Consider the following 25,827-nt stretch of genomic DNA (forward strand, 5'->3'; position numbering starts at 1 on the left):
ATGCGATATCCCGATTTTCGACCCGATGCCTTGTTCCCTTATCGATTGTTCTTCTTTAACGACGCCGAACCTCGTTCCCTCTTCCGGCTGCTCGAAGAGATGAAGGGCTTCCTGCGGGAAGGAGCCAGCTGCATGGTCCATGTGGAGGGAACGCGGGCGTTCTCGAGCAGGCATCGCGTGACCAAGATCAGCGACGGCGTCATCCGCCTGGCGATCGAAGCCGGCGTGGCCATCGTGCCGGTCCGGTTCTCGGGAGGGCTGCCGGAGAACGACGTGGAGGAGAAGCCGATCTATCCGTATCGGCTGGTCGCCCAGGATATTCACCTCGGACAAGCGATTCCGCCGGAAGCTCTGGCCGGACTGTCCATGAAGGAACGCAAGCAGGTGGTACTTAACGCCATTAACGGTACGGGTCCGGACCCGGACGACGAGCGCATGAGCCCCGTCGACTTCGAATTCGAACGGGCCGTGCGGGACTGGACGGAAGCGGCCGGCTGCGTCAAGGAGTCCGCCGTCCTGTATCAAGCGTTGAAGGCTGCCGACGATACCCGATTCGGTTCGGATACGCGAGACCTGCTGGCGGGACGGGGCGCGGCGGCTTGGCCGGACACGCCCAAGGGCAGATGGATGGCCCGGTGGGCGGAGCTGCTGCTCGGAGCAAGAGGAGAGCGACTTCTAGCGAGAGAGGAAGCTGCGAATGTCTAAGTGGAGAGCCGTTATTTTCGATCTGGGGGACACCTTGGTGTCGCATATGGGCTCCAAGACGGAGCTGTTCCGCCGGATATGCCAAGAGGCCAACGTCCCGCTGCCCGAGGATCGGCGGTTGTTGCATGCCGCGGCGGCGGCCGGCTGGCGCGACGGAATGAATCGGGTGAATCCTCTCGATTGGAAGGATCTCGGCTGGAGGGAGCACGTCTTCCGCACGGGGCTGACGGCGGCGGGAATCGAGGAGGAGAGGGAGCGGTACGTCGAGACGTTGATGCGCATGAAGCTTCCCAAGCCTGCGAACGAGGTGATGCCGCACGCGTTCGAACTGTTGCGGGACTTGCGGGAGAATGGGTACAAGCTCGCGATCGTCAGCAACTACTACGGCAACCTGACCGAAGTGCTGGAGCGGACGAAGCTGGCGCCCCTGTTCGACGCGGCGTTCGATTCGGACGTCGTCGGGCTGGCGAAGCCGGAGCCGCGAATCTTCCATCTGGCTTGCGAAGCGCTCGGCGTTACGCCCGAAGAAGCGGTGTACGTCGGCGACATGCCGCCATACGACGCGGAGGGGGCGAGCCGCGCCGGACTGCACCCGGTTCTGCTGGACCCGTGCGGAATCTGGAACGAGCATGGCGATTACACGCACGTCCGGAACATTCGTTCCCTGGAGGAGCTGCCCGGCGTTCTGCTCGAAGCCTGACGGGCGGACATGCGAGCGTAAGGCGAACGAACGAGACGACGAGACACCCTGCCTAGTCCGCAAGACGCGGATCGGACGGGGTGTCTTCGTCGTTAAGGCAAGGCGGTCCGGAGCACGTCGATTACCTTGTCCAAGTGAACGCCGACGAGCTCGGACGCCTGGCGGCCGTCTCGCTTCTCGATGGCATCGAAGATGCTTCGATGCTCCTGCAAGAGGCGGCCCGCGGTCGCGTTCTCGCGATAGAACCAGAGCTCCCGCGTCTGCTTGATCGTCGCTTCGAACCGGTCGTACAAGGAATCGATCAATTGGAGGAAAAGAGGGTTGCCCGAAGCCTCCACGATGGCCCGGTGGAAGGCGACGTCCGCCATCTCGCCGCCGGTCGTGTCGCCATGGGCGAGGCTCGTCTCCATCGACTCCAGAAGCTGCCGCAATCGGCGCAGGTGTTCGTCCGATCGATGCTGCGCGGCAAGCGAAGCGGAGCCGATCTCGAGCGCTCTCCGGACCTGCAGCAATTCGATCAAGGAGCCCGCGTTCCGGAACAGCCGGTCGGCCGCGCTCTTCGATTCGTTCGGCAGCTCCTTGCGGATGAACGTGCCGCCCCCATGGCGGACGTCCAGCCAGCCCGTCGCCTTCAGCGCGCTCACCGCTTCGCGGATCGTGGAGCGGCCGACCCCGTACGCTTCCGCGAGCTCGACGACGGAAGGGAGCCGGTCGCCGGGCCGCCATTCTCCGCTTCGGATCCGCTCGAGCAGATGTTCCGCCACCAGTTCGTGGCTCTTCGCCGTTCCGATCTTCATCTGGGCCAATCCTCCATGAATACGAGGTAAGGATACGATTTTTGGGAGCTGTACACGAACCCTAGTATAGCATATAATGGGTTCCAAAGTCATCTGATGACATGATGAGATGATGAGGAGGGGCTTCCCATTTTGGACCAATCTCTAACCGAGCGGCTTCGCCGGATCGTCGGCGAACGCCACTTCCGGGACGACCAGGAAGCGCGGGTCGCCCATTCGTACGACGGAACGCCGATGCTCCAGAGCTTGCCCGACGGCGTGATCTATCCCGAGAACACGGCGCAAGTGTCCGAGATCATGAGAGCGCTGTCCGAGTACCGGGTTCCGGTCGTCTCCCGGGGCTCCGGCTCCAACTTGAGCGGCGGCACGGTCCCCTTGCAGGGAGGCGTCGTCATGGTCATGCACCGGATGAACCGGATCTTGGAGGTCGATGCCGAGAACTTGACGGCGACCGTGCAGCCGGGCTTGATCACGGCGGAGTTCATTACGCACGTCGAGGCTATGGGCCTGTTCTATCCGCCGGATCCGAGCAGCATGCGGATCTCCACGATCGGAGGCAACATCGCGGAATGCTCCGGCGGCCTTCGGGGGCTCAAGTACGGAACGACCAAGGATTACGTGATCGGCCTGGAGGCGGTTCTGCCCGGCGGGGACGTCATCCGGACCGGAGGCAAGCTGATGAAGGACGTGGCCGGCTACGACTTGACGAAGCTGCTCGTCGGCTCGGAAGGGACTCTCGCGATTATTACGGAAGCGACGCTGAAGCTCATTCCTCCTCCGGCCGCCAAGAAGACGATGCTGGCGATGTTCAAGGACATCTACGCCGCGGCGCGGACCGTCTCCCGGATCATCGAAGCGAAGATCATCCCGGCGACGCTCGAATTCATGGACAACCCGACGATCCGCGTCGTGGACGACTTCGCGAAGCTCGGGCTGCCCCGGGATATGGAAGCGATCCTCCTCATCGAGCAGGACGGCTCTCCCGAGACGGTCGAACGGGATATCGAGCGGATCCGGAGCATCTGCGAGCTGGAGAAGGCGGACCGGGTCGAAGTCGCCGAGACGAGGGAGCACGCCGACAAGCTGCTGACGGCCCGCCGCAGCGCGTTCACGGCGCTGGCCCGCCTGCGCCCGACGACGATTCTCGAAGACGCGACCGTCCCGCGTTCGCGCATCGCCGACATGGTGCTGCGCATCAACGAGATCGCGCGCAAGCACGGGGTCACCATCGCGACGTTCGGCCACGCGGGAGACGGCAACCTGCACCCGACGGCGACGACGGACGCGAGGGACAAGGAGGAGGTGCACCGGGTCGAGCTGGCGTTCGAGGAGATCTTCGAAGCGGCCATCGAGCTCGGAGGGACGATCACCGGCGAGCACGGCGTCGGCATGGTCAAGGCTCCGTTCCTGGAATGGAAGGTGGGCCGGGCGGGCATCGACGTCATGAAGGGGATCAAGGCGGCGTTCGACCCGCACAACCTGCTCAACCCCGGGAAGCTGTTCGCCAAGGAGACGCGGAGAAGGGTGGTGATCGAGCGTGGCTAAGACGATGGAAGGCGCTTTGACGAGTGTGGCTAAGACGGCCGACAGCGCTTCGACGAACGAAGGGCTTCCGAACGGCGGCAAGCCCGACGTCGATCATTCCAACCCGTTGGCCCGGACGATGCTGGCCAAGCTGGATTACGACCAGCTGACGAATTGCATGCGCTGCGGCTTCTGCCTGCCCGCCTGCCCGACGTTCCGGGAGACGGGACTCGAGCCGGAATCGCCGCGCGGCCGCATCGCCCTCATGAAGGCGGTCGTCGACGGCGTCATGGAGCCGGACCTCTCGTTCCAGGAGCAGATGAATCACTGCCTCGGCTGCCGCGCCTGCGAGCCGGCCTGTCCGGCGGACGTCAAGTACGGGCAGCTCATCGAACAGACGCGCGACGCCATCGAGGAACACGCGACGACGCATCGCCGGTGGGTCCGCGGCTTGCGTTCGGTCGCGTTCAAAGGCCTCTTCCCGCATCAGAACCGGATGAAGAGACTCGGCGCGCTGCTGAAGGTCTACCAGAAGACGGGGTTGAACCGCGCCGTTCGTTCCGCCGGAATCATGAAGCTGTTCCCGGCCCATCTGAGGGACATGGAACGGATTCTGCCCGAGGCGTCCTCCAAGGGGGTTCGGGAGCTCATCGGGGAGAGGCATCCGGCTCGCGGCGAGAGGCGGGGGAAGGTCGCGCTGTTCCGAGGCTGCATCATGGACGCCCTGTTCGCGCAGACGAACGTGAATACGGTTCTCCTGCTGACGGAGGCCGGCTTCGAGGTCGTCATTCCGCAGACCCAGAACTGCTGCGGCGCGCTTCATGCCCATAGCGGCGAGACGGACCAGGCACGGGAGCTCGCCCGCTCCAACGTCCGCGCGTTCCTCGGGGAGGACGTCGACTTCGTCGTCACGAACGCGGGCGGCTGCGGGGCGATCCTACTGGAATACGATCATTTGCTCCAGGATGACGAAGAGTGGGCCGAGCCGGCAGCCCGGTTCTCGAAGCGGGTGATCGACGTCTCCGAGCTGCTGCTGCGCCACGGCAACCCGCTCAAGTTCGAGCCTGCCGATGCGGAGGAGCCGCTGCCGATCGTGACGTATCAGGACTCCTGCCATCTGCGCAACGTCATGAGGTCGTCGGACGCTCCCCGCCAATTGATCCGCCAGGCGGCGGGCGCGTCGTTCGTCGAGATGAAGGAAGCGGACCGCTGCTGCGGATCGGCCGGCATCTACAACCTGACGCAGCCCGAGATGGCCGGCTCCATATTGGAGAAGAAAATGGAGCACGCCAACCGCACCGATGCGAGGACGATCCTGACGAGCAACCCCGGATGCCTGCTGCAGATGAAGGCCGGCGTCGCGAAGCACGGAACGTCGCCGGAGACGACCGAGTCCGTTCACATAGTCGATTATTTATACAAGCGATTGCGCCCGTCGCCGTCCGCCCGATCCTGAATCTTCTCGGGCTGCGCGTTCTCTATTTTGCGTAACCGTTCGACGTGCTATAATCTTCACGAGTTCGACCCATGGATGCTGTTGAAGAAGAACCGCGATTTTCTACCGCAACGTTATAGGCGCAGCGGGACGATCGCGGTTCTTTTTATCGATTCGAAGGGAAGAAGGGTGGCCGACATGTCGAGAGGCTTCTCCGGAACGGATCGCCGCCGCAGGCTTGAGGAGATGGAGACGGAAAATTACGACGTTCTGATCGTCGGAGGAGGCATTACCGGAGCGGGAATCGCGCTGGACGCGCGGACGCGGGGGATGAAGACGGCTCTGATCGAGATGCAGGACTTCGCGGCGGGAACGTCCAGCCGGTCGACGAAGCTCGTTCATGGCGGTCTGCGATACTTGAAGCAGCTCGAGGTGAAGATGGTCGCGGAGGTCGGCAAGGAGCGCGCGGTAGTCTACGAGAACGGCCCCCACGTGACGACTCCGGAATGGATGCTGCTCCCTTTCTACGAGGGAGGCACGTTCGGTGCATTCACTACGTCGATCGGACTCCGGCTCTACGACTTCCTGGCCGGGGTCAAGCGGGAAGAACGGCGCCGAATGCTGAGCCGGGAAGCCGCGCTTCGGAAGGAGCCGCTGCTCAGGAAGCAAGGGCTGAAGGGCGGCGGCTACTACGTGGAGTACCGGACCGACGACGCGCGCCTCACGATCGAAGTGGCGAAGCGAGCCGCGGAAGCCGGAGCGAATGCCGTCAACTACGCTATGGCGGAGGAGCTTCTGTACGAGAACGGCAAGCTGATCGGCGCCGTCGCCAGAGACCGGATCGGCGGAGGCGCGTACCGGATTCGGGCCCGCCGAATCGTCAACGCGACGGGCCCTTGGGTCGACGGGCTTCGGGAGCTGGACCGCTCCCGGCACGGGAAGACGCTGCGCCTGACGAAGGGAGTGCACCTCGTCTTCGACGGCGCGCGCTTCCCGCTTCGGCAGGCGATCTACTTCGACACGCCCGACGGCAGGATGGTGTTCGCGATTCCCCGCGACGGCAAGACGTACGTCGGCACGACCGACACCGATTACGCGGGGGATCCGGCGCATCCGCGCATCGAGGCGGAGGACCGGGATTACATGCTGGCGGCTTGCAACGGCATGTTCCCGGAGCTGAAGCTGGCCGGGGAGGACGTCGAATCCGGCTGGGCGGGCCTCAGACCGCTCGTCTACGAGGAAGGCAAGGCCCCCTCGGAAGTGTCGAGGCGCGACGAGATCTTCGTCTCCCCGTCCGGGATGATCACGATAGCCGGAGGCAAGCTGACCGGCTACCGGAAGATGGCCGAGACCGTCGTTGACTTGCTCGATCGGGAGCTGCGGAAGGAAGGCGCCGGTCCGTTCGCTCCATGCGCGACGAGAACGCTGTCCATCTCCGGAGGCGACGTAGGCGGCTCCGCGCGGTTCTCTACGTACGCGTTCCGGAAGGCGGAGAAGGGCGTACGGCTCGGACTCGAGCCGGAGACGGCGATTCGGCTCGCGAAGCGGTACGGATCGAACGTCGAAGCGGTCTACGGCCGCCTGGAGCCGTCGGCGCGGCTCGGCAAGAAGCACGGGCTGCCCGCGGACGTCGGCGCGATGCTGCTGTACGCCATCGAGGAGGAGATGGCGGTCCACCCCGCCGATTTCCTCATTCGGCGGACGGGGGCCTTGTTTTTCGATATCGCTTGGGTTCGGAGATTCAAAGAGGGAGCGCTCGGGTTTATGGCGGAATACATGGGCTATGGCGAAGAGCGGATCCAGGAGTATGCGGCTCGGCTGGACGCGGAGCTCGAAGCGGCTTCCGGCCGCAAGATCCCGTAGGAATGCTCCTCATCCTCGATGAACGGTGCCTTATCGAGCGCCGCGCCTCCAAGGTAATATGAGGGGGACCCGATCCGAATCCGGATGGGGTCGACTTCTGGTACTGGAGGCGCGAAGAGACTAAACCGTCTACGAACTCGCGGTTCCTTGGGAGGAATTAACCGGAGATCCCGACCTCGTGCGTCAGGGCTTGAAGCTGAAGTTCTCGCTGCTCGTCAACGACAACGACGGCCGCGGCCGCGAGGGCTGGGCGGAATACAACGGAGGCATCGGAACGTCGAAGGACGTCCATGCGTTCGGCGACGTTTTCTTGCTGCCGTGAAGCTTGCGGATGCGGCAGGCCAAGACGACGCGCCGTATCGAGTCGAGCCGAACCGAGCAAAACTTGTAAGGAGAGAAGCGGGCGATCCCCGCTTCTTTTTGCTTTTTGACGCTAACAAAGTCCGACGTCGCTATTCAGCGCCCAAAATCCGATTTAGCGGGCTTCACCGCAGGCAGGCGGATTCCCTTGTGCCGATTTTTCGATTAGAGCATCGCCGGAAATAACAAGGCAGTTGAATTTTGTATGATTTTTCATACAACATCCAAGCCAGACGCCTGCTTGGAGCAGAATTTGTACGATTTTTCGTACAACATTCAAGCCAGGCGCCTACACGGAGCAGGATTTGTACGATTTTTCGTACAACATCCAAGCCAGGCGTCAACTTGGAGCAGGATTTGTACGATTTTTCGTACAACATCCAAGCCAGGCGCCTGCTTGGAGCAGAATTTGTACGATTTTTCATACAACATCCAAGCCAGGCGTCAACTTGGAGCAGGATTTGTACGATTTTTCGTACACCATTCAACAAAGACGCACAAAGACCCACAAAGACGCCTTCTTGAGGTGTCTTTACGAGGCAGAAATTAGCCCGAATCCAAATATTCCAGGACAAGCTCCGTTAGCGAATGGGTTATCCGAAGTTTTTTTGGGCCTCACCTAACGATATCGATAGAAATCCAATCGCCGTTGTATGTTCGCCGGCGCCGATCCCCGTTACGATAGAGGAACAAGAGGGGGAGGCACAGCATGTTCGCGAAACTTTACAAGCATCGTTGGCAGTATCTGATGATTTTCCCGGGTGTCCTGCTTCTGCTCCTATTCAGCTACATTCCGATGGCGGGCATCCAAGTGGCGTTCCGGGACTTCCAGATCGGCTCTTCCATCTGGAGCAGTCCGTGGGTCGGAATGGACAACTTCGCGTTCCTGGACGAGCCGCAGTTCTGGACGGTCGTGAAGAATACGCTGTATATCTCGGTGCTGAAATTCGTCTTCGGCTTCCCGGCGCCGATCCTGCTCGCCTTGATGATCAACGAAGTCGCGCATTCGGCGTTCAAGCGCTTCGTTCAATCGGTGAGCTATTTGCCCCACTTTTTCTCCTGGATCGTGGTCGCCTACATTCTGCAATCGGTCCTGACGATCGACGGCGGCCTCGTGAACGACTGGATCGCCAAGGCGGGCGGAGAGCCGATCTTCTTCCTCGGCTCCACGGAATGGTTCCGGCCGATCGTCGTCGGCAGCGGCCTGTGGAAGGAGACGGGATGGAATACGATTCTCTACCTGGCGGCCTTCACGACCATCGACCCTCAGCTGTACGAAGCGGCGAAGGTCGAAGGGGCGGGCCGGTTCGCCCGAATCCGGCACATTACGCTTCCTGGCATCGTGCCGACGATCTCGATCGTTCTGATCCTCAGCATCCCGAGCCTGATCGCGGTCGGCATGGACCAGATCTATCCGCTGATGAACTCGGCGAACATGGCCGTCGCGGACGTGCTCGACACGTACGTTCTCCGGAGCGGCCTCCAGCAGGGGTACTTCGGAATGGCGACCGCCGTCGGCCTGCTGTCCTCCGTCATCAGCCTGGCGCTGGTCTTGACGACCAACCAGCTCTCCCGAAAAATAAACGGCGAAGGATTATGGTGACCTCATGAGACAGAAAGCCGGAGAGAAACTGTTCCAAGTCGTCCTTGTCGTTCTGCTCTCGCTGCTCTGCTTGACCGTTCTGTATCCGTTCGTCTATATGCTGGCCATCTCGCTCAACGAGGGAGCGGACGCGGCCAAAGGCGGCGTCTACCTGATCCCGCGGACGTTCACGCTCATCAATTACGAGATCGTCTTAGGCAACGAAGTGATCCGGCACGCCTATCTCGTCACGATCGCCCGAACGATCGTCGGCACGGTCGCCGGACTGTCCGTCACGCTGCTCGTCGCCTTCGGCTTGTCGTACAAGGGCTTGCCGATGCGGCGGACGATTCTCGGCTACATCCTGATCACGATGCTGTTCAGCGGCGGGCTCGTCCCGTTCTACATCCAACTGAACAACCTGGGACTGCTGAACACGTTCTGGGTGTATATTCTGCCGGGCATGTTCTCGGTCTGGAACATGTTCGTCATGCTGAAATTCATCCAGGGCATTCCGGAGGCGTTGATCGAATCGGCGGAGCTGGACGGCGCGAGCCCGCCGCGCGTGCTGTGGCAGATCGTCGTCCCGCTGTCGAAGCCGATGCTGGCCGCCCTCGGGCTGTTCACGGCCGTCGGGCATTGGAACGACTGGTTCGCCGGCGCCTTCTTCGTGTCCGACCAGTCGCTCATCCCGGTGCAGACGTTCCTTCAGCAGCTGCTGTCGGCTTCGGATATCTCCGCCGTGCTCGGCTCCAACACGAACCAAGAAGCGCTCGCCCGTTCGCAGATGCAGAACATCACGCTCATGTCGATCAAGATGGCCGTCGTCATGGCGAGCGCGCTGCCGATTCTGTGCGTGTACCCGTTCCTGCAGAAGTACTTCGTCAAGGGCGTGCTCGTCGGATCGGTCAAGGGGTAACAGTAAGGAACCCGGCCGGTCCCATCCATTCAACCTTCGGGTATAAGGCATTATCCATATACCAAACGCAAAATCGACAAAGACAGGGGAGTAGAGCGATGAACGCAACAAGAAAAGGCAAGCGATGGGCCGCCTTGTCGCTGGCCGTCATGCTGGCCGTGCTGGCCGGATGTTCGAAGTCGAACGACGGGGCCGATCCGGGCGGCGGCGCCGCCGGTACGGCCGGCGGGGAGTCCGCGGCCGGAAGTCCGTCCGCCGGAGCGTCGGAGGGCGGCTCGAAGGCGTTCGAGCTGTGGCTCGGATGGTCGGCGACGATCAACAACGACAGCCTGGTGCAGAAGTATTGGCGCGAGAAGGAGCCGGGCATCGACGTGAAGCTCGAAGCGACCCAAGGGGATGCGGCCACCGCTCTCAACCTGAAGCTGAACACGGGAGGCTTCAAGGACGCCGCGATCTTCAACCGGAGCGAGACGGTGAAGAGCGCGATGAACCGCTCGAATCTGCTTCAGCCGCTGGAGTCCTACTTCGATATGCCGGACAAATACCCGGGGCTGGCTTCCATCCCGAAGACGTATCTGGAGCGAATGAAGGACAAGGACGGCCATATCTGGTCCATCCCGACCTGGTTCGATCAGAATCCGGACGATCCGTGGCCGGGCTGGGCTTCGAACGGCTGGTTCGTGCGGACGGACGTCCTCGAGAAGACCGGCATGAAGAAGGAAGACTTGACGACGCTGGAAGGGATCGAGACGTTCCTGAAGAAAGCCGGCGAAGTGAAGGACGAATCCGGCAAGTCCGTCATTCCGATGTCGCTCTTGATGGACCCGAACGATACGATCAGCTGGAACGACGAGAACGCGGTTCTGAGCGCATTCGGGGTGACGACCGGCGGGGCGGCGATCGAGAAGAAGGACGGCGGGTTCGTCTTCGCCTTCGACGATCCGAATTACAAAGCCGCCTATCAATGGCTGAACAAGCTGTATCGCGAGAAGCTGATCGACCCGGAGGTCGTCACGAACAAGAAGGAGCAGTACCAAGAGAAGAACAAGGCCGGCCGCGTCGCGATGAACGTGGGCAGCTTCTGGAACATCCCCACCTCCGTCTGGGAGACGCTGGACGGACCGACCGAACCGGGCTGGTATTACGATGTCATCCCGTTCCCGAAGGTGGCCGGCGTGGAGCAGATCGGCTCGAATACCGTCATCAATCCGAATCCGGGCTTCGACGTCTACGTCAGCAAGAACACGAAAAATCTGGAAGCGATTCTGAAGTTCTTCGACTATACGCTGCAGCCGAAGCCGGAGCAGCAGCAGGTCGTCAACGAAGGACCCGCCGGCTTGTACTGGGATTGGGCCGATCAGCCTCTAGGCAAATGGCGGTTCATCGACGAGAATTATAAGAAGGACCGCAACTCCGGAGACGCGGCGCAGAAGTCCAAGGTCACGCCCGAGCTGTACATGGCGTCCTCGTACAGCAAGGAATGGTATCCTTGGTGGAACGTCGCGGACGTGGACAAGGCAGGCGCGGCCAAGACGACGCAACTGACGGAGACGATCGGGAAGATGGGAGGCGTGAGAACCGCCCACTCCTACGATCTGGTGCCGACGAAGCAAGGCGGACTGTGGGAGAAGTATGCGCCGGAGCTCGAGAACATCCGCAAGGAGTATCGGGCGAAGCTGCTGATGGCGAAGAACGAGTCGGAATTCGAATCCGCCTGGAAGTCGTTCCGGGACGCGCTGGAGAAGCGCGCTCACTGGTCCGAGCTGAAGCAGGAGTGGCAAGAGTCCTATCAAGCGGACATTCAGGCGCACGGCGAGTTCTAACGGGAGACAGGAGCAGCCCCTCGGGAGGGGTTGCTCCCTTTGCCTTTCCCGATGCTTCGCGGCCGTACGGAACGGGAGGAACGAATGAGCCTAAGACAGCTGTTGGAAAAATCGATTATCCGCATGACCCGATTCATGAACCTGAGGGGCAAAATCGTCCTTTTCTACGGCTTGATCGTGTTCATTCCGACCGCGCTGCTGGCCGTCGGAGCCGGGTATCTGGCGCTGCATCAAGTGCGGGCGAACTATATGCTGACGATCAAGGAAGCGGTTCGCCAGAGCGCGCAGAGCATCGAATTCAGGAAGCAGAGCTACGACCTGCTCGCCATCCGGACGGCCACCGACGGGGAATTGGTATCCCGGCTGTCGCGCGATTACGCGGACATGTACGAACAGTTGGAGACGGTTCAATACGTGGACCGGTCGTTCCTCGGCACTTCGAAGTATTTGCCGGGGATCGAGGATTTCCGGATCTATCACACGAACGCCACCCTGGTTCAGGACGGCGGGCTGCTGTGGAAGCCCGAGAACCGGATGCTGTCGGGAATCGGCGAGAAGGCGTGGTACGATCGGACGGCAGGCTCGGCGGACATGCTGAGCTGGTCGAACGCCGAGAGCGACAAGCGGAAGCTGGTCGTGACCCGGAAAATCATGAGCAATTACGGCGACGTCTACGGCGTCGTCTATATGCTACTGGACTATAACGCCGTATTCGCGGAGCCGTTCGAGCATCCGTTCGAAGGGGAGGGGGCCCTGTACATCGTCGACGCGAACGAACGCATCATCGCTTCCTCGGATTCCGGAGAGATCGGGCTGCGGCTGTCCGACTCTTCCCTTCGGCACTACTGGAACCTGGGGAACGCCGATGCTTCCCCGGTGGACGGCAAGCTGCTGATCGCAAGCAAGCTCGGCTCCGGCTGGACGGTCGCGGCGCTCGTTCATCTGGACCGCATGGAGGAGCAGTCGAAGCGGATCTTCGTCGCGGTCGGAATCGGAATCGCTTTCTTCCTGCTGCTGTCCGCCTTCCTGATCATGACGGTCCTCAAGAACGTCGTCTGGCGCATTCGCAAGCTGGGGACGCGGATGACCGACATCTCGGAAGGGGTGTTCGACGTGACGGTGCGCAACCGGGACCGCGACGAGCTCGGCGAGCTCGAAGTGCTGTTCAACCGGATGTCCGGCCGCCTCGGCAAGCTGGTGGAGGAGAACACGCAAGCGAGCCTGAAGGAGCGCGAGCAGTCGTTCAAGGCGCTGCAGGCCCAGATCAATCCGCACTTCATCTACAATTCGCTCAGCCTGATCCGTTGGCGCGCGATGGATCTGGGGGACGAGACGCAGATTCGCATCATCGACGCGATGACGACGTTCTACCGGCTCGCCTTGAACAACAAGGACAACGTGACGAGAATCCGCGACGAGCTCGAGCATCTGAAGGCGTACGCGGAGATCCAGCAGCACCGTTATCCGGACCGGGTCGCGGTGGAATGGCGGGTCGACCCGGAGACGCTCGATCTGTACACGATCAAGATGGTGCTCCAGCCGATCGTCGAGAATTGTTACCTTCACGGACAAATTACGAAAACGAAGAATGCGTATATCCGGATCTCGATCTCCCTGACGGAAGACTCCGTTTATCTCCGCGTGGAGGATAACGGGAAGGGCATCCCGCGGGAAGCGCTGGACAGCATTCGCGAAGGACGATATACCGGCTCGGGCAACGGCTTCGGCATGAACGGCATTCGGGACCGGCTGCGCCTCTACTTCGGTTCGGAAGCGCGCTTCGACATCGACAGCGCCGAGAACGAAGGAACGCGCGTCACGATCCGGATTCCGATCTGTCGGGAACGCCCCGAGCTCATTCGAGGAGAGAGAGCATGATCCGAGCTTTGATCGTCGACGACGAACCGATGCAAATTCAAGGGCTTCTCCGCCACATCGCTTGGGAGAAGCTGGGCTACGAGAGTCCGCTGACGGCCGAGTCCGGGGAGGAAGCGCTGGCGCTGCTGGAGACGACGCCGGTGGACGTCCTTATTACGGACGTGTCGATGCCCGGGATGACGGGAATCGAGCTGCTGGCCAAGTGCAGGTCGGACTATCCGCATCTCCAGTCTCTTCAGACCGTCATCGTCAGCGGCTTCGACGAGTTCGAATTCGTGCAGGAAGCCATTCATCTCGGAGCGAAGGCTTACGTGCTGAAGCCGGTCAAGACGGAGGAGCTGGAACAGAAGCTCGCCTCCTTCCGCTCGTCGATCGAGCAGAAGGACCGGATCGAGCGGGAGATGGAATCGCTGAAGGAGAAAATGACCGAGAGCCTGGACATGCTGCAGGACCGCTTCGCGAACGACCTGATCGAGGGGCGCGCCCAGAGCGGGGAGATGATCGATTCGTGGCGCCGCTTGCTGGAGCTTCCGGGAGGCGACTGGCGAATCCGTCTTTACGTGTTCGCCTACGACAGGCTGCAAGATTCGGCCCGCCACGACGCCGCGCGGCGCATCTGGCTGAGCGACGCGCTGCTGCGGGCGGTCAAGACCGGGCTGTCGGGCTTCGAGCATGCGTATGTCGGAAGAACGGGGGCCGACGAAGCGGCCGTTCTGCATCTGAACGCTCCGCCGAGCGAACGGGCCCGGATCGAGAAGCAGTTCCCGTTCGTCCAAGAGGTCGTTCGGGAATCGTCGGGGGAGTCCGTGACGGTCGGGGTGAGCCGGGAATGCGGAGGTCCCGGCGAGGTGCCGACTCTGTATAAGGAAGTCAAGCACATGATGACCCGCGGGAGGATGGCCGGCGCCGGGCACATCCATTACTTCGACCGGGCCGAAGCGTCCGATTACCGGGAGTTCGCCCTGAAAGAAGAGGAGATTCCGGAGATCGTCCGCTTGTTCGAGGAAGGGGACGCCGACCGGGCGAAGGCCCGCGTACATCTAGCGTTCGATTCGCTTGAGACGCGTCCCGAACTCTCCTTCTCGTACGTTCAGGCATTCGCCATGGGACTCATCAGCGAGCTGGCGCGCCGCATTCCGCGTACCGCGGACAAGGGCGGCGAGTTCAACGTCCGGAGCTGGCAGCGGCTCCTCGACTGCGCGAATCTTCGGGAAGTCCGGGAGACGACGCTCGAAGCCTTGTCCCGTTACCGCCAACTGGAAGATAAGGAGCAAGACCAACAGAGGCACCACCTTATTCATCAAGTCGCGAGCTTCCTGGAAGAGCGGCTGCGGGAACCGGTGACGGTCAAGCAGCTCGCCGAACGCTTCCAATTGAATCCGAGCTACCTGAGCGTTCTGTTCAAGAAGGAGACGGGGAAGACGATCTCGGAATTCGTTCAGGAAGCGCGGCTCGGCAAGGCGAAGCGGCTGCTGCAAGATCCGAACGTCAAGGTGTATGAAGTGGCGGAGCAGGTCGGATTCCAGACGACGGCTTACTTCTCGTTCCTGTTCAAGAAGGCGACGGGGGTGACGCCGCAGGAATTCCGGGACTACCATTACGGGGAATAAGGAAGCCGGTCACCGCTGCGAAGAGGCGGTGATCTTCTTTTGTCAAAAATATTCCTTGACGGGAATATTCCTTGTTAGATATATTAAAACCAAGGAAGAACGACAAGGCGGCGAGGGGGATGAGCGGAGACGAGAGATCGATCGATAACGAGGTGAGCGGCATGCAGGGGTACGGGCACGGCATGGACTTGGCGACGCTAAGCGCCCTCTCCGAGCCGAATCGGCTGCTGATCGTGGAACTGCTGCGGGAAGGCCCCTTAACCGTGGGGGAGATCGCGGACCGGCTGGGGCTGCGCCAGCCCCAGACCTCGAAGCATTTGAAGGTACTTAGCGACAACGGGTTCGTGGAGGCCAAAGTGGACGCCAATCGCCGGATCTATCGGCTTCGGCCGGAACCCTTCCGGGCGATGGAATCCTGGGCGAAGTCGATCCGAAGCGTCATGCAGGACCGATTCGATCAGTTGGACGCGTACTTGCGGGAACTGCAGAGCAATTCGAATTCAGACAATAATCTTAATAATCGAGATAATCGAGGAGGAAGTTGAAATGGCGAATCAAGCGATGGAGTCGAGAGTGGAGAACGAGAAGGTGTTGGTGCTGGAGCGCGTGTTCGACGCGCCGCGCGAGCTCGTGTTCAAGATGTTCAAGGAGCCGGAGCATCTGAAGCACTGGTGGGGGCCGAGAGGCTGGGAGATTCCGGTGTGCACCGTGGACTTCCGTCCGGGCGGCGTCTGGCACTACTGCATGAAGTGCGCCGATCGGAATCAGGGCGACTTCTACGGCATGGAATCTTGGGGCAAGGGCGTCTACCAGGAGATCGTCGAGCCGGAGAAGATCGTCTACGTCGACTACTTCTCGGACGCCGAAGGCAACTCCAACGAAGAGATGCCGTCCACCCTGGTCACGCTGGAGTTCATCGACCTGGGCGGCAAGACGAAGCTGGTGAACCGGGGCGAATACGCCACCGCGGAAGCGCTCAAGACCGTTATGGACATGGGCATGCTGCAAGGGATCACCGAGACTTGGGATCGCCTGGAAGAGCGCCTCAACGCAGTCCAATAAGGGAACGAACAGACAAGCCGCCGGCCAAGGGCCGGCGGCTTTTGTGCGTGCTCATCGATATTCGGGGCTCGTCCATTGACAAGCTCTCGTTATTTTCCTTATACTTTTAATGAACAACTGTACAATATCTAATCGATTCGGAGGGAATTGTCATGCGGTTGAATGGCAAAGTGGCGGTCGTAACCGGCGCGGCATCGGGGATGGGGAAGGCGATCGCGGAGCTCTACGCGAAGGAAGGGGCCAAGGTCGTCGTCTCCGACTTGAACGAGGAAGGCGCGAAGGCGGTCGCGGAGGGCATTCGGGCGAGCGGCGGACAGGCTGTCGCTATCAAGACGAACGTAGCCGAGCTTGGCGACATCAACGCAATGATCGATACGGCCGTAAGCGAGTTCGGAACTCTCGATATTCTGGTCAACAATGCCGGCATTATGGATAACATGGCCGCGGTCGGCGACGTCGAGGACGCTCGCTGGGACCTGATCTTCGACGTCAACACGAAAGCCGTCATGCGCGCGATCCGCAAGGCGCTGCCGATCTTCCTCGAGAAGGGCAAGGGCGTCATCGTCAACACCGCCTCGACGGGCGGCTTCAGCGGCGCTCACGCGGGCGCGGCTTACGTCGCTTCGAAGCATGCCGTCGTCGGCCTCACCAAGAACACGGCGTTCATGTACGCCCAGAAGGGGATTCGCTGCAATGCCATCGCTCCCGGCGGCACGGCGACGAACATTACGTCTTCGGTGACGAACTTCAACGAATTCGGCGCTTCCCGGACGGCTCTGACTCAAGCCGTCATCCCGCGCATCGGCCAACCTGATGAGATCGCGCAGGTGGCCCTGTTCCTCGCGTCCGACGAATCGAGCTTCGTGAACGGCGCGATTGTCGCGGCGGACGCGGGCTGGACCGCGGCGTTCTAATCCGAATCGATCGAGGACCGAACCCTCCCAGGCTGCAAGCAGATCGTGTGCTTGCAGTCTTTTTTCTATACTTTTCGCCATGAACTGTACTATAATACTGTCCGTATTCGAATTTATTGAACAATTCCGCGAGGAATCGTTCATTAAGGGAATGAACCGACCGATGAATGAGAACGACCAGAGGGTTATTCAGACGAAGAGATCGCTGCACGGCGCGCTCCTCGCGTTGCTCAAGAACAAACCGCTCGAATCGATCTCCGTCTCCGAGCTGTGCCGCGAGGCCGGAATCAACCGGGGCACTTTCTACTTGCACTATAAGGACGTCGGCGCCTTGTTCGACGAGCATCTTCGTTCGCTGCTTCAGGACTTGGAGGAGTCTTACTACGAACCGTATCGGCACGTATCCCGCCTGGAGCCGCAGCATCTCGACCCCACGACGATCCGGATCTTCCACCACGTGAAGAAGTACCGGCAGTTCTATGAGATCGTATTCGACCGACAATCGTCCTTGTCGTATTATTACTCCTTATTCGACAAGATCAAGAGCCTGATCCGGGAGAGCACCAAGGACTATCCTCATGGCGATAGGGACTTAGGTCTCATGATCGCATATCAGGCGAATGCCATCATGGGCATGCTCATCCAGTGGAGCGAGGAAGGCTTCGGCCGCAGTCCCGAATCGATGAATGAGTTTCTTGCGTCGATTTTTCAGCCTCCTCCAGAAGCGTCTTCTTAGGCGGAACGTCATAAAATTTTCCAACCACATTCCTATTCTTTCCATATAACATTTGCTGTAGCATAACCAATTAGTGGTTCATGTCACGTGCATATACCACATAATGGAATCTACAGCTAGGTTGATAGGGAGGAGTAAGATGGTTCGCGCCACGAACAGGACCGGCAAGCTGCTGATCGGAACTCTCGCCTTGGTTATCGGTTGGGGAACGGCCGCTTCGTACGCTTCGGCGGCGGACAGCGGCTTTATCGGCCGCATGACGAAGCAATATACGGAGTTCGAGGCCAAGCATCAGCAAGCGTACAACCGCTACTATCGAACGGAGAAAGGTCTATATGACACCTACCACAGGCAGATGACGGCGGTCTACGACAAGATGCTGAAGCAAGCCCGCGACGACCTGAACGCCATGACGGCGACGTTCCAGAGCGATATCGCGAGCCTGAAGCGAAGCTATGACGAGAACTCGGACGCCTTCCGCGAATACGAGAGGGCGACGGATAAGGACCGCGCCGGGGATCCGATGAATCTGTACGAAGACGCGATGGACCCGGACAATGCCGGCGGGCCGATGGACCGGTTCGAGGACAGCCTGGATCCCGATTCGGCGGGGGGCGCGACGGACGAGTACGCCGACGAGCTGGACCCGGATTCGGCCGGAAGCGCCATGGACGAATACGCAGACGAAGTCGATCCCGATTCGGCGGGCAGCGTCATGGACGAATTCGCGGACGAATCGTCCGTTCGCTCCTCGGGCAGCGTGATGGATCGCTACGAGGACGGCGAGCTGACCTTGAAGGAAGCGGAGAAGTTGATGGCGCAGGCGCTGGCCAAGGCGGAAGCCGGCATGGACAAGCGGATCGAAGAGACGAAGCGGGCGGTGCAGAATCGGAAGAACCAGTCGCTGAAGGACATTCGGGACGCCTGGCTGAACGCGAGGAATTCGATTCTGTCGCAGCGGGAAGCGGCGATCGCGGCTGCGTCCTCGGCTCGCGAGAAGCTGACCGGCACCGGCATCTCGTTCCCGCCCCTTGTGCTGGACGATTGGATGACGGTCGTCGTGAACGGGGATTATATGATCTTCGAACAGCCGCCGACGGTCGTCGACGGGACGACGCTGGTGCCGATGCGCGCGATCTTCGAGAAGCTCGGAGCGAGCGTCGTCTGGCGCGCGTCCGACCGGACGATTACGGCGAAGAAGGGCAAGACGGCGATCTGGCTGCAGCTCGGCAACGCGAACGCGAAGGTCGGAACGGTCGCGCGGAAGCTGGAGGCGGCTCCGCGAACGGTGAACGGCAGCACGATGGTGCCCCTGCGCTTCGTCAGCGAAGCGCTCGGAGCCGGCGTGAAGTGGGACGACCAACTTCTGACAATCACGATAACATCTTCCGCTTCCGCATCCTAGACCCAATCTAGGGCAAGACAAACTCCCGTCATGGCTCATGACGGGAGTTTGCGTTGGATAGGCGGAAGGCTACATATTCAGCGCTTCCGCGGCCGCCTTCTGGTCGTTGGCCAGCAGCCGGTTGAGGTCGTAGGCCGGATAGATCCCCTTGTTCAGCATGAACTCGAACACCTTGGAATGCAGCTGAATCGCTTGATTGAGCTGCTTCTTGAACGTCTCGCACAGGGACGGCGTCGCCGTCTCGGTAATGGCGATCGCGTAGTTGCGAACGGCCGTCTTGGAGAAGATCAGCAGATGTCCGGCATAATACGCCGTCAGGTCCTTGGGGGCGTTGTTCCTCATATCGACGGCCGGGGCGGACTTATAGTACGGCAGAAGCTCCTTCAGATTGCGTTCCAGCGATTGAATGGCTTCGGCGTACAGCTTCTTCAATTCGGGATCTTGGACTTGCGGGTAATGCATCTTGAACCCCATCAGACTGTTCGATTGGAAAATGACCGTCTCGTGCAATTCCAACGTCTCGTGCCACGCGAGATGCGAGGCCTTCTTCGATTCAGCGGACAATTCGATTCCCTCCTCGATCGGATAGGATACCTTATGCCCAGACTTATGGGTAAGCAAGTTGTCTTGGAGCGATTCTCAAGTCATCGAGCTATCCGGCTCGAAGCCGTTCCATACGATCGTCCGCTCGGCCGGGAAGCGGGAGGTCGGGCGGGCGGGTCGAGCCGCCTTGCCGATGGCGACGAGCAGGACCGGAACGTAACGGGGAGGGACATGGAACGCGCGGACGAAGGCTTCGGCGTCGAACCCGACCATCGGGCCGGAAGCCAATCCTTTGGCTTGGGCGGCGAGCATGAGCTGCATGGCGGCCAGAGAAGCGTTGCGAATCGCTTCGTCGCGCCTGTAGGTTCCGCCATCGCGCGCATAAGCTTCTTCGATCTGGGCGAACAGCGCCGCATGGGAGGAGTAGCCGGCATACGCGTCTTCGGCGCCGGCTTGGATGACGGGCCGGTACGCCGCTTCCGCGTTCCGGTTGGCCTCGAGGTCGCCGAGGACGGCGATCGTGACGGAAGCTTCGACGACCTGCCGCTGGCCGTTCGCGATGGGAAGAAGCTTCTCCTTCGCCGACGCGTCGGAGAAGACGAGGAATTTCCAATGCTGAAGATTCCAGGACGACGGGGCGCTGCCCGCGAGTTCCGCCAGTTCCGCGATCTCGGCCTCGCCGAGCCGGAACGAGGGGTCGAAGTGCCGGACGGAATGACGTTCGCGGAGAATGGTGGTAAAATCGGGTTGGGCTTGAGCGGTCGACATGGATAGATCGACTCCTTCCTAAGGCTGATTCGGGGATCGCGTTATCGAGACGGGATCCGATATAGGTCATCATAGGCCGATCCGCCGCCGGGAGCCATCGCTATTTTCAACAACTGTATCAATACAGTCGGCCGAGGGGAACGAATCCGATGCGCAGAAGATATTCCGACATTCTCTCCGATATGGAGCGCCAGATCGAAGAAGGGCGGTTCGCCGCCGGACAGAAGCTGCCCTCCGTCAGGCAGGCCGCGGAGCTGTACGGCTGCAGCGCCGGCACGATCGCGCGGGCTTACGCCGAATTGGAGAAGCGGCACGCCGTTTACTCGATTGCCCAGAGCGGCTATTACGTGGTAGAGAATCCGGAGAACCGCCGCGTCGGCCCGGAGAGCATGACGATCGATTTTGCCTCCTCGTCCCCGGACCCCGGCGCGTTCCCGTATATGGACTTCCGCCACTGCTTGAACAAGGCTCTGGATACGTATCAAGCCGAGCTGTTCACCTGCGGAGAACCGCTGGGGCTGCCGACGCTGCGCCGCGCGCTCGTCTCCCATCTGGCCGACGGCCAGGTGTTCGCTCCGGCGGATCGGATCGTCGTTACGTCCGGGGCCAATCAGGCGCTCGAGATTCTGGCGAGAATGCCGTTCCCGAACCGGAAGACGGCGATCCTGGTCGAACAGCCCAGCTACGATCTTTATCTGCGATACTTGGAAGCGGAGGGGATACCGGTCTGCGGAATCGCCCGTACCGTGTCCGGCATCGACCTGAAGGAATTGGAGGAGAGGTTCCGGAGCGGCGGAATCAAGTTCTTCTATACGATCCCGAGATACCATTGTCCGCTGGGAACCTCGTACGGCGCGGAGGAGAGGAAGGCGATCGCCCGGCTCGCGAGCAAGTACGACGTCTACGTCGTGGAAGACGATTATATGGCCGATCTGGGGGAAGAGCCGGGACGCGACCCTATCTTCGCGTATAATGAGACTTCCCATGCGATTTACGTGAAGAGCTTCTCGAAAATCGTGTTCCCGGGACTCCGGCTCGGAGTCGCCGTATTGCCGGAGAAACTGATGAAGACGTTCGCGGCATTCAAGAGGTATTCGGATACGTCGCAGTTGTCCCAGGCCGCTCTCGAATTGTATATCCAGAACGGCATGTACGAGCGGCACAAGCGCCATATCCGCGATCAATACGCGTCTCGGATCCGCGCGGTGAACGAAGCGCTGCGGCGTCACAACGACGAGGGATGGATCGAAGCGCCGGAGCTTCGCTACGGCGTGTACGTTCCGTTCAAGCTGCCGCGGACGGTCCGTCTGGAGCGGCTGATCCGGCGGCTGGCGGAGAAGAAGATCGACGTCGTCTCGGGCAAGCGTTATTATCTGGCGGAATTCCGGGACTGGGAGAAGCTGCTGCGGATCAGCGTCGCGCGGGCGAGGCCGGAGCGAATCGAAGACGGCGTGAGGGAGATCGTCGAAGAGGTGAGAAGAGAAGCGGTATCCTTCGTCTAAGCGGTTTCGCGAGAATCGCTCTTGACGGGGCGCTTCTTTTGTGGTTATTATGGATTCACGAAGTCCGCGATTCAATCGATCGCATGGCAGGATCTGCAGGCGGCGAACCGCGCGCTCCGTGCGCGTCGGCCGGGCAGGAATGAGCGCCGGGTCCGGAACGTCAAGAGGATCGATGTCGCGGATCGAGCTGCATTGTCCTGGTTGCCGCAGGGCAATGCCGAGCTGCGATTATATTATGGATATTAGAAATCCATAATATCACCAATAACGAACGAAGGGATGGGAAAACCATGAACTACGATTGCGCGATCGTCGGAGGAGGCCCGGCGGGATTAAATGCGGCGCTTGTGCTCGGAAGAGCGAGGCGGAACGTCGCGATCTTCGACGATAACCGGCCGAGAAATGCCGTGACGCACGCCTCGCACGGATTTATTACGCGCGACGGGATCAAGCCGTCCGAATTCCGCCGCATCGCCTACGAGGAGATTCTAAGCTATCCGTCCGTCCGGCATTGGCAGACCGAGGTGACCGATATTCGCCGGACGGACGAAGGGTTCGTCCTTCGTACCTCTTCAGGCGAGGAAGTGCGGGCGCGGAAAATCATTCTGTCCGCGGGGCTTCGGGACATGTTCCCGGAGATCGAAGGGTTCCGCGACTTCTACGGTCGAAGCCTGTTCGTCTGTCCGTTCTGCGACGGATGGGAGATGCGGGATCGTCCTCTGGCGATCGTCACGCATAATCCGGCCATATACCGCAAGGCGAAGATGTTCTTCAACTGGAGCCGGGATCTCGTCATCTGCACCAACGGAAGCGAATTGCTGTCCGCCGAACAGCGGCAGCGGCTAAGCGCCGAGGGCGTGCGGGTCGTGACGGCGCCGATCGCGTCCTTCTCCGGTCGCGACGGCAAGCTGGAGCGGGTGAACTTCGCCGACGGCACCTACGTGGAGCGATCCGGAGGCTTCGTCGAGCCGGAGCAGGTTCCCAGCGTCCAGTTCGAACAAGCGCTGGGCTATCGGACGTCGGAGAACGGGGGCATCGCGACCGACGCGATGGGCAAGACGACCGCACCGGGCGTCTTCGCGGCTGGGGATGGCGCCTACGTCATGCCGTCCCAGCTGATCTATGCCGCAGCCGCGGGGAGCAAGGCGGGCGCGGCCGTCTTGGCCGAGCTTACGGAAGAAGATTGGGATTGGTAAGGGAGGCGGGCCGTCCGGGTCTGATCTCGAGAGGCATTTCCTTTCCGAGACGAAGAACGGGAGCCGCGGGGCTCCCTTCTTTTTTTACGGATATGGCCTTATCGGATGGAGTCGAGTCTGTTAGGATAGGGGGAGGAACGAAATTCGGGGGATGGATGGTGACATGATCGATGAAGACTGGCGATGAGGCAAAGGCGCGCGGCGAGCTGCGCCGATTGTTGGAAGCGGTTGCGAACCGGCTGATTCCGGGGGACGACTGGCCGTCGGCATCCGAGGGGGGCGTCCTCGAGTATCTGGAACGGCGCGCGTCCGAGGATCCGGACACGTGGGCGGGTCTAATCGTCCCGGGATTGCGCGAGCTGGACGCGCGGGCCGTCGCCAGTCATGGCCGTCCATTCCCGGAATTGCCGGAGGACGAGCAGGACGAACTGCTGCGAGACTTCGAACGCGGCCGGGACGGGATCGGGAACGGAGACGAGAATGGGGGCGGGAACGGGCAAGTCTCGCCGGAACGCTTCTTCGAAGTCTTCTTGAGCCTGGTTGCCGAAGGCTATTACGGCAGCCCCGAAGCGGGAGGCAATCCCGGCGCCAAGTCGTGGGACATGCTCGGCTTCCGTCCGGGTCCGCTGGCCGGCCACCCGGCTTCCGTCCCGGAGGCGGAATGGCCGCTGCGAACGTTCGACGAGCTTCGCGATCGTTACGACGCCGTCGTCGTGGGAGCCGGAGCCGGGGGTTCGGTCGCGGCGGCCGTGTTGGCCGAGGCGGGAATGAGCGTGCTCGTCGTCGAACGCGGCAGCTGGCTCCGGTACGCGGACGTCGGCCGCGACCATCTTCGCAATCATCGTCTTAGCAAGTACGGGCACAACACGGGGCCGGAATCGGAAGGTCACCCCCGAACGATCTTGACGCCGGGCGGAGCGGAACGTATCACGCTCCCCCATGAAGGCGATTATCATAATAATGCCATGACGCTGGGCGGTGGAACGAGGGTCTACGGCGCGCAGGCGTGGCGATTCCATCCGGACGACTTCCGAATGGCGACCCGCTACGGGATTCCCGACGGAAGTTCGCTCAGCGACTGGCCGATCCGCTACGAAGACCTTGAGCCGTATTACGAGCGGGCCGAATGGGAAGTCGGCGTCTCGGGCGACGGAGGCGCGCACCCGGACGGCGGGAAGAGGGGGCGCCCGTATCCGATGCCGCCGCTGTCCGGCACGCGGGAAGCGCGGCGATTGGCCGAGGGGGCGGCGAGGTTGGGATGGCCCTTCGGCCCGGTGCCTCTGCTGATCAACTCCGTCGAACGGGACGGCCGTCCGGCTTGCGGCAGGTGCGGCCAATGCGTCGGCTTCGCTTGTCCGACGGACAGCAAGAACGGCGGCCACAATACGATGCTGCGCCGAGCTCTCGCCACCGGGAACTGCGACCTGATCTGCGACACGATCGCGGACCGGATCCTGACGGAAGGGGGGCGGCATGCGACCGGCGTTCAGCTGGCCCAATCGTTCGGCGGTACGATCCGGCGCAAGCGGATTCGGGCCGGCCATGTGGTGGTGGCCGCCGGAGCCATCGAGAGCGCCCGGCTGCTGCTGCATTCGGCGACGGACGCGGAACCGGACGGCATCGGGAATCGGTACGGGCAAGTCGGAAGGAACTTGCAGGGACACGTCTATGCGGGGGCTTACGGCTTGTTCGACGAGCCCGTGCAGGACGGTCTGGGGCCGGGAGTCGCCATCGCTACCCTTCGATTCGCCCATGGCAACGCCGGCATCGTCGGAGGAGGGCTGCTCGCCAACGAATTCACCCGGCTCCCGCTCATTCACTGGTATCGGGCGCTTGCGCCGGATGCGGCCCGGTGGGGGAGCGCGGGCAAGGAGACGATGCGCGTCAGCTATTCGCGCACGAGCCAAATCCAGGGGCCGATTCAAGAGATTCCGACGCCTGAATCCCGGGTTCGGCTCTCGCCGACGGTCAAGGACCGGTTCGGCATTCCCGCGGCTATGCTGTCCGGCAGCGTTCATCCCGAATCGGTACGGGCCGCGCGCATGCTGGCCGAGCAGGCGGAGAGATGGCTATGGGCTTCCGGAGCGGTCCAGGTATGGCGAACGTCGCCGGGAGACGGACTGAGCGCCGGACAGCATCAGGCGGGCACGCTGCGTATGGGGGAAGATCCCGCTTCGTCGGTGACGGACCCGCTGGGGCGCGTCCACGGATACGACAATCTCTGGGTAAGCGACGGTTCGGTGCATGTGACGAACGGGGGCGTCAACCCGGTGCTGACGATTCTGGCGCTAGCCTTCCGAACGGCGGAAAATCTCATCAAACAGGCTTGACGGAAGGGAGAATCGGGCGCGGTATACCTATAAATCGTGAGCCTATAACGATCCTTTATCTATCGGATAAATATTATTGTTTATCATTAGTAGCGATATACTATGCTATAATTGATCCAGATAGGTTGCGCGAATAGGTTGCTCCCTCGGTTGGACGAAGCGACTGGGCGGGAGC

General features: G+C 61.3%; 22 protein-coding genes. 19 read left to right on the forward strand and 3 right to left on the reverse strand.

Annotated features, from left to right (window positions below; all coding sequences use genetic code 11):
- A complete protein-coding gene (locus H7B90_RS15270; protein WP_260411056.1) occupies positions 1-705 on the forward strand; it encodes a 1-acyl-sn-glycerol-3-phosphate acyltransferase in 705 nt (234 codons plus the stop codon).
- Positions 698-1,405 carry an HAD family hydrolase gene (locus H7B90_RS15275; protein WP_185136758.1) on the forward strand — a complete coding sequence of 236 codons (708 nt, stop codon included), beginning with the start codon at positions 698-700 and terminating at the stop codon, positions 1,403-1,405. Before H7B90_RS15270 ends, H7B90_RS15275 begins: the two co-directional genes overlap by 8 nt.
- 92 nt (positions 1,406-1,497) lie before the next feature.
- On the opposite strand, the gene H7B90_RS15280 is transcribed toward H7B90_RS15275, so the two are convergent.
- Positions 1,498-2,202 carry a FadR/GntR family transcriptional regulator gene (locus H7B90_RS15280; RefSeq protein WP_185136759.1) on the reverse strand — a complete coding sequence of 235 codons (705 nt, stop codon included), beginning with the start codon at positions 2,200-2,202 and terminating at the stop codon, positions 1,498-1,500.
- Between the two features lie 129 nt (positions 2,203-2,331).
- Between H7B90_RS15280 and H7B90_RS15285 the strand changes: the two genes are divergently transcribed.
- From H7B90_RS15285 to H7B90_RS15350, 14 genes are all read left to right on the forward strand, one after another.
- Complete coding sequence (locus H7B90_RS15285) at positions 2,332-3,747, forward strand: FAD-binding oxidoreductase (RefSeq protein WP_185136812.1); 1,416 nt, start codon at positions 2,332-2,334, stop codon at positions 3,745-3,747.
- Between the two features lie 118 nt (positions 3,748-3,865).
- Positions 3,866-5,182, forward strand: coding sequence for a (Fe-S)-binding protein (locus H7B90_RS15290; RefSeq protein WP_260411060.1), 1,317 nt, complete (start codon positions 3,866-3,868; stop codon positions 5,180-5,182).
- A gap of 177 nt (positions 5,183-5,359) precedes the next feature.
- A complete protein-coding gene (locus H7B90_RS15295; RefSeq protein ID WP_185136814.1) occupies positions 5,360-7,024 on the forward strand; it encodes a glycerol-3-phosphate dehydrogenase/oxidase in 1,665 nt (554 codons plus the stop codon).
- A 178-nt stretch (positions 7,025-7,202) separates the two neighbouring features.
- The gene (locus H7B90_RS15300) at positions 7,203-7,346 is read left to right on the forward strand and encodes a DOMON domain-containing protein (protein WP_185136760.1); all 144 of its coding nucleotides are present in this window, start codon (positions 7,203-7,205) and stop codon (positions 7,344-7,346) included.
- 747 nt (positions 7,347-8,093) lie between these two features.
- Complete coding sequence (locus H7B90_RS15305; protein WP_185136761.1) at positions 8,094-8,987, forward strand: ABC transporter permease; 894 nt, start codon at positions 8,094-8,096, stop codon at positions 8,985-8,987.
- Between the two features lie 4 nt (positions 8,988-8,991).
- Positions 8,992-9,885: a carbohydrate ABC transporter permease gene (locus tag H7B90_RS15310; RefSeq protein WP_185136762.1), complete on the forward strand. Its 894-nt coding sequence runs from the start codon at positions 8,992-8,994 to the stop codon at positions 9,883-9,885.
- A 98-nt stretch (positions 9,886-9,983) separates the two neighbouring features.
- A complete protein-coding gene (locus H7B90_RS15315; RefSeq protein ID WP_185136763.1) occupies positions 9,984-11,708 on the forward strand; it encodes a type 2 periplasmic-binding domain-containing protein in 1,725 nt (574 codons plus the stop codon).
- Between the two features lie 84 nt (positions 11,709-11,792).
- Complete coding sequence (locus H7B90_RS15320) at positions 11,793-13,586, forward strand: cache domain-containing sensor histidine kinase (RefSeq protein ID WP_185136764.1); 1,794 nt, start codon at positions 11,793-11,795, stop codon at positions 13,584-13,586.
- Complete coding sequence (locus tag H7B90_RS15325; protein ID WP_246578560.1) at positions 13,583-15,196, forward strand: response regulator; 1,614 nt, start codon at positions 13,583-13,585, stop codon at positions 15,194-15,196. Before H7B90_RS15320 ends, H7B90_RS15325 begins: the two co-directional genes overlap by 4 nt.
- Positions 15,197-15,357: 161 nt before the next feature.
- A complete protein-coding gene (locus tag H7B90_RS15330) occupies positions 15,358-15,741 on the forward strand; it encodes an ArsR/SmtB family transcription factor (protein WP_246578571.1) in 384 nt (127 codons plus the stop codon).
- A 1-nt stretch (position 15,742) separates the two neighbouring features.
- Positions 15,743-16,258 (forward strand): SRPBCC domain-containing protein, encoded by a 516-nt coding sequence (locus tag H7B90_RS15335; RefSeq protein ID WP_185136765.1) that lies wholly within the window; start codon positions 15,743-15,745, stop codon positions 16,256-16,258.
- 152 nt (positions 16,259-16,410) lie between these two features.
- On the forward strand, positions 16,411-17,172 hold the full coding sequence (locus H7B90_RS15340; RefSeq protein ID WP_185136766.1) for an SDR family oxidoreductase: 762 nt from the start codon (positions 16,411-16,413) through the stop codon (positions 17,170-17,172).
- 163 nt (positions 17,173-17,335) lie between these two features.
- Positions 17,336-17,908 (forward strand): TetR/AcrR family transcriptional regulator, encoded by a 573-nt coding sequence (locus H7B90_RS15345; RefSeq protein WP_185136767.1) that lies wholly within the window; start codon positions 17,336-17,338, stop codon positions 17,906-17,908.
- 139 nt (positions 17,909-18,047) lie between these two features.
- Entirely contained in the window at positions 18,048-19,313 is a 1,266-nt protein-coding gene (locus H7B90_RS15350; RefSeq protein WP_185136768.1) for a copper amine oxidase N-terminal domain-containing protein, read from the forward strand.
- A 69-nt stretch (positions 19,314-19,382) separates the two neighbouring features.
- On the opposite strand, the gene H7B90_RS15355 is transcribed toward H7B90_RS15350, so the two are convergent.
- Complete coding sequence (locus H7B90_RS15355) at positions 19,383-19,877, reverse strand: spore coat protein (RefSeq protein ID WP_246578561.1); 495 nt, start codon at positions 19,875-19,877, stop codon at positions 19,383-19,385.
- 75 nt (positions 19,878-19,952) lie between these two features.
- Positions 19,953-20,624 (reverse strand): nitroreductase family protein, encoded by a 672-nt coding sequence (locus H7B90_RS15360; protein WP_185136769.1) that lies wholly within the window; start codon positions 20,622-20,624, stop codon positions 19,953-19,955.
- A 149-nt stretch (positions 20,625-20,773) separates the two neighbouring features.
- Here H7B90_RS15360 and H7B90_RS15365 point away from each other — a divergent pair, with 149 nt between their 5' ends.
- The 3 genes from H7B90_RS15365 (at position 20,774) to H7B90_RS15375 (ending at position 25,652) form a co-directional block, all read left to right on the forward strand.
- On the forward strand, positions 20,774-22,126 hold the full coding sequence (locus H7B90_RS15365; RefSeq protein WP_185136770.1) for an aminotransferase-like domain-containing protein: 1,353 nt from the start codon (positions 20,774-20,776) through the stop codon (positions 22,124-22,126).
- Positions 22,127-22,416: 290 nt separating this feature from the next.
- Positions 22,417-23,322 carry an NAD(P)/FAD-dependent oxidoreductase gene (locus H7B90_RS15370; protein WP_185136771.1) on the forward strand — a complete coding sequence of 302 codons (906 nt, stop codon included), beginning with the start codon at positions 22,417-22,419 and terminating at the stop codon, positions 23,320-23,322.
- Positions 23,323-23,492: 170 nt separating this feature from the next.
- Entirely contained in the window at positions 23,493-25,652 is a 2,160-nt protein-coding gene (locus tag H7B90_RS15375; protein ID WP_185136772.1) for a GMC family oxidoreductase, read from the forward strand.
- The last annotated feature ends 175 nt before the right edge of the window (positions 25,653-25,827 follow it).

Origin of the sequence: Cohnella xylanilytica, from assembly GCF_014212175.1 — a bacterium.
GTDB lineage: Bacteria > Bacillota > Bacilli > Paenibacillales > Paenibacillaceae > Cohnella > Cohnella xylanilytica.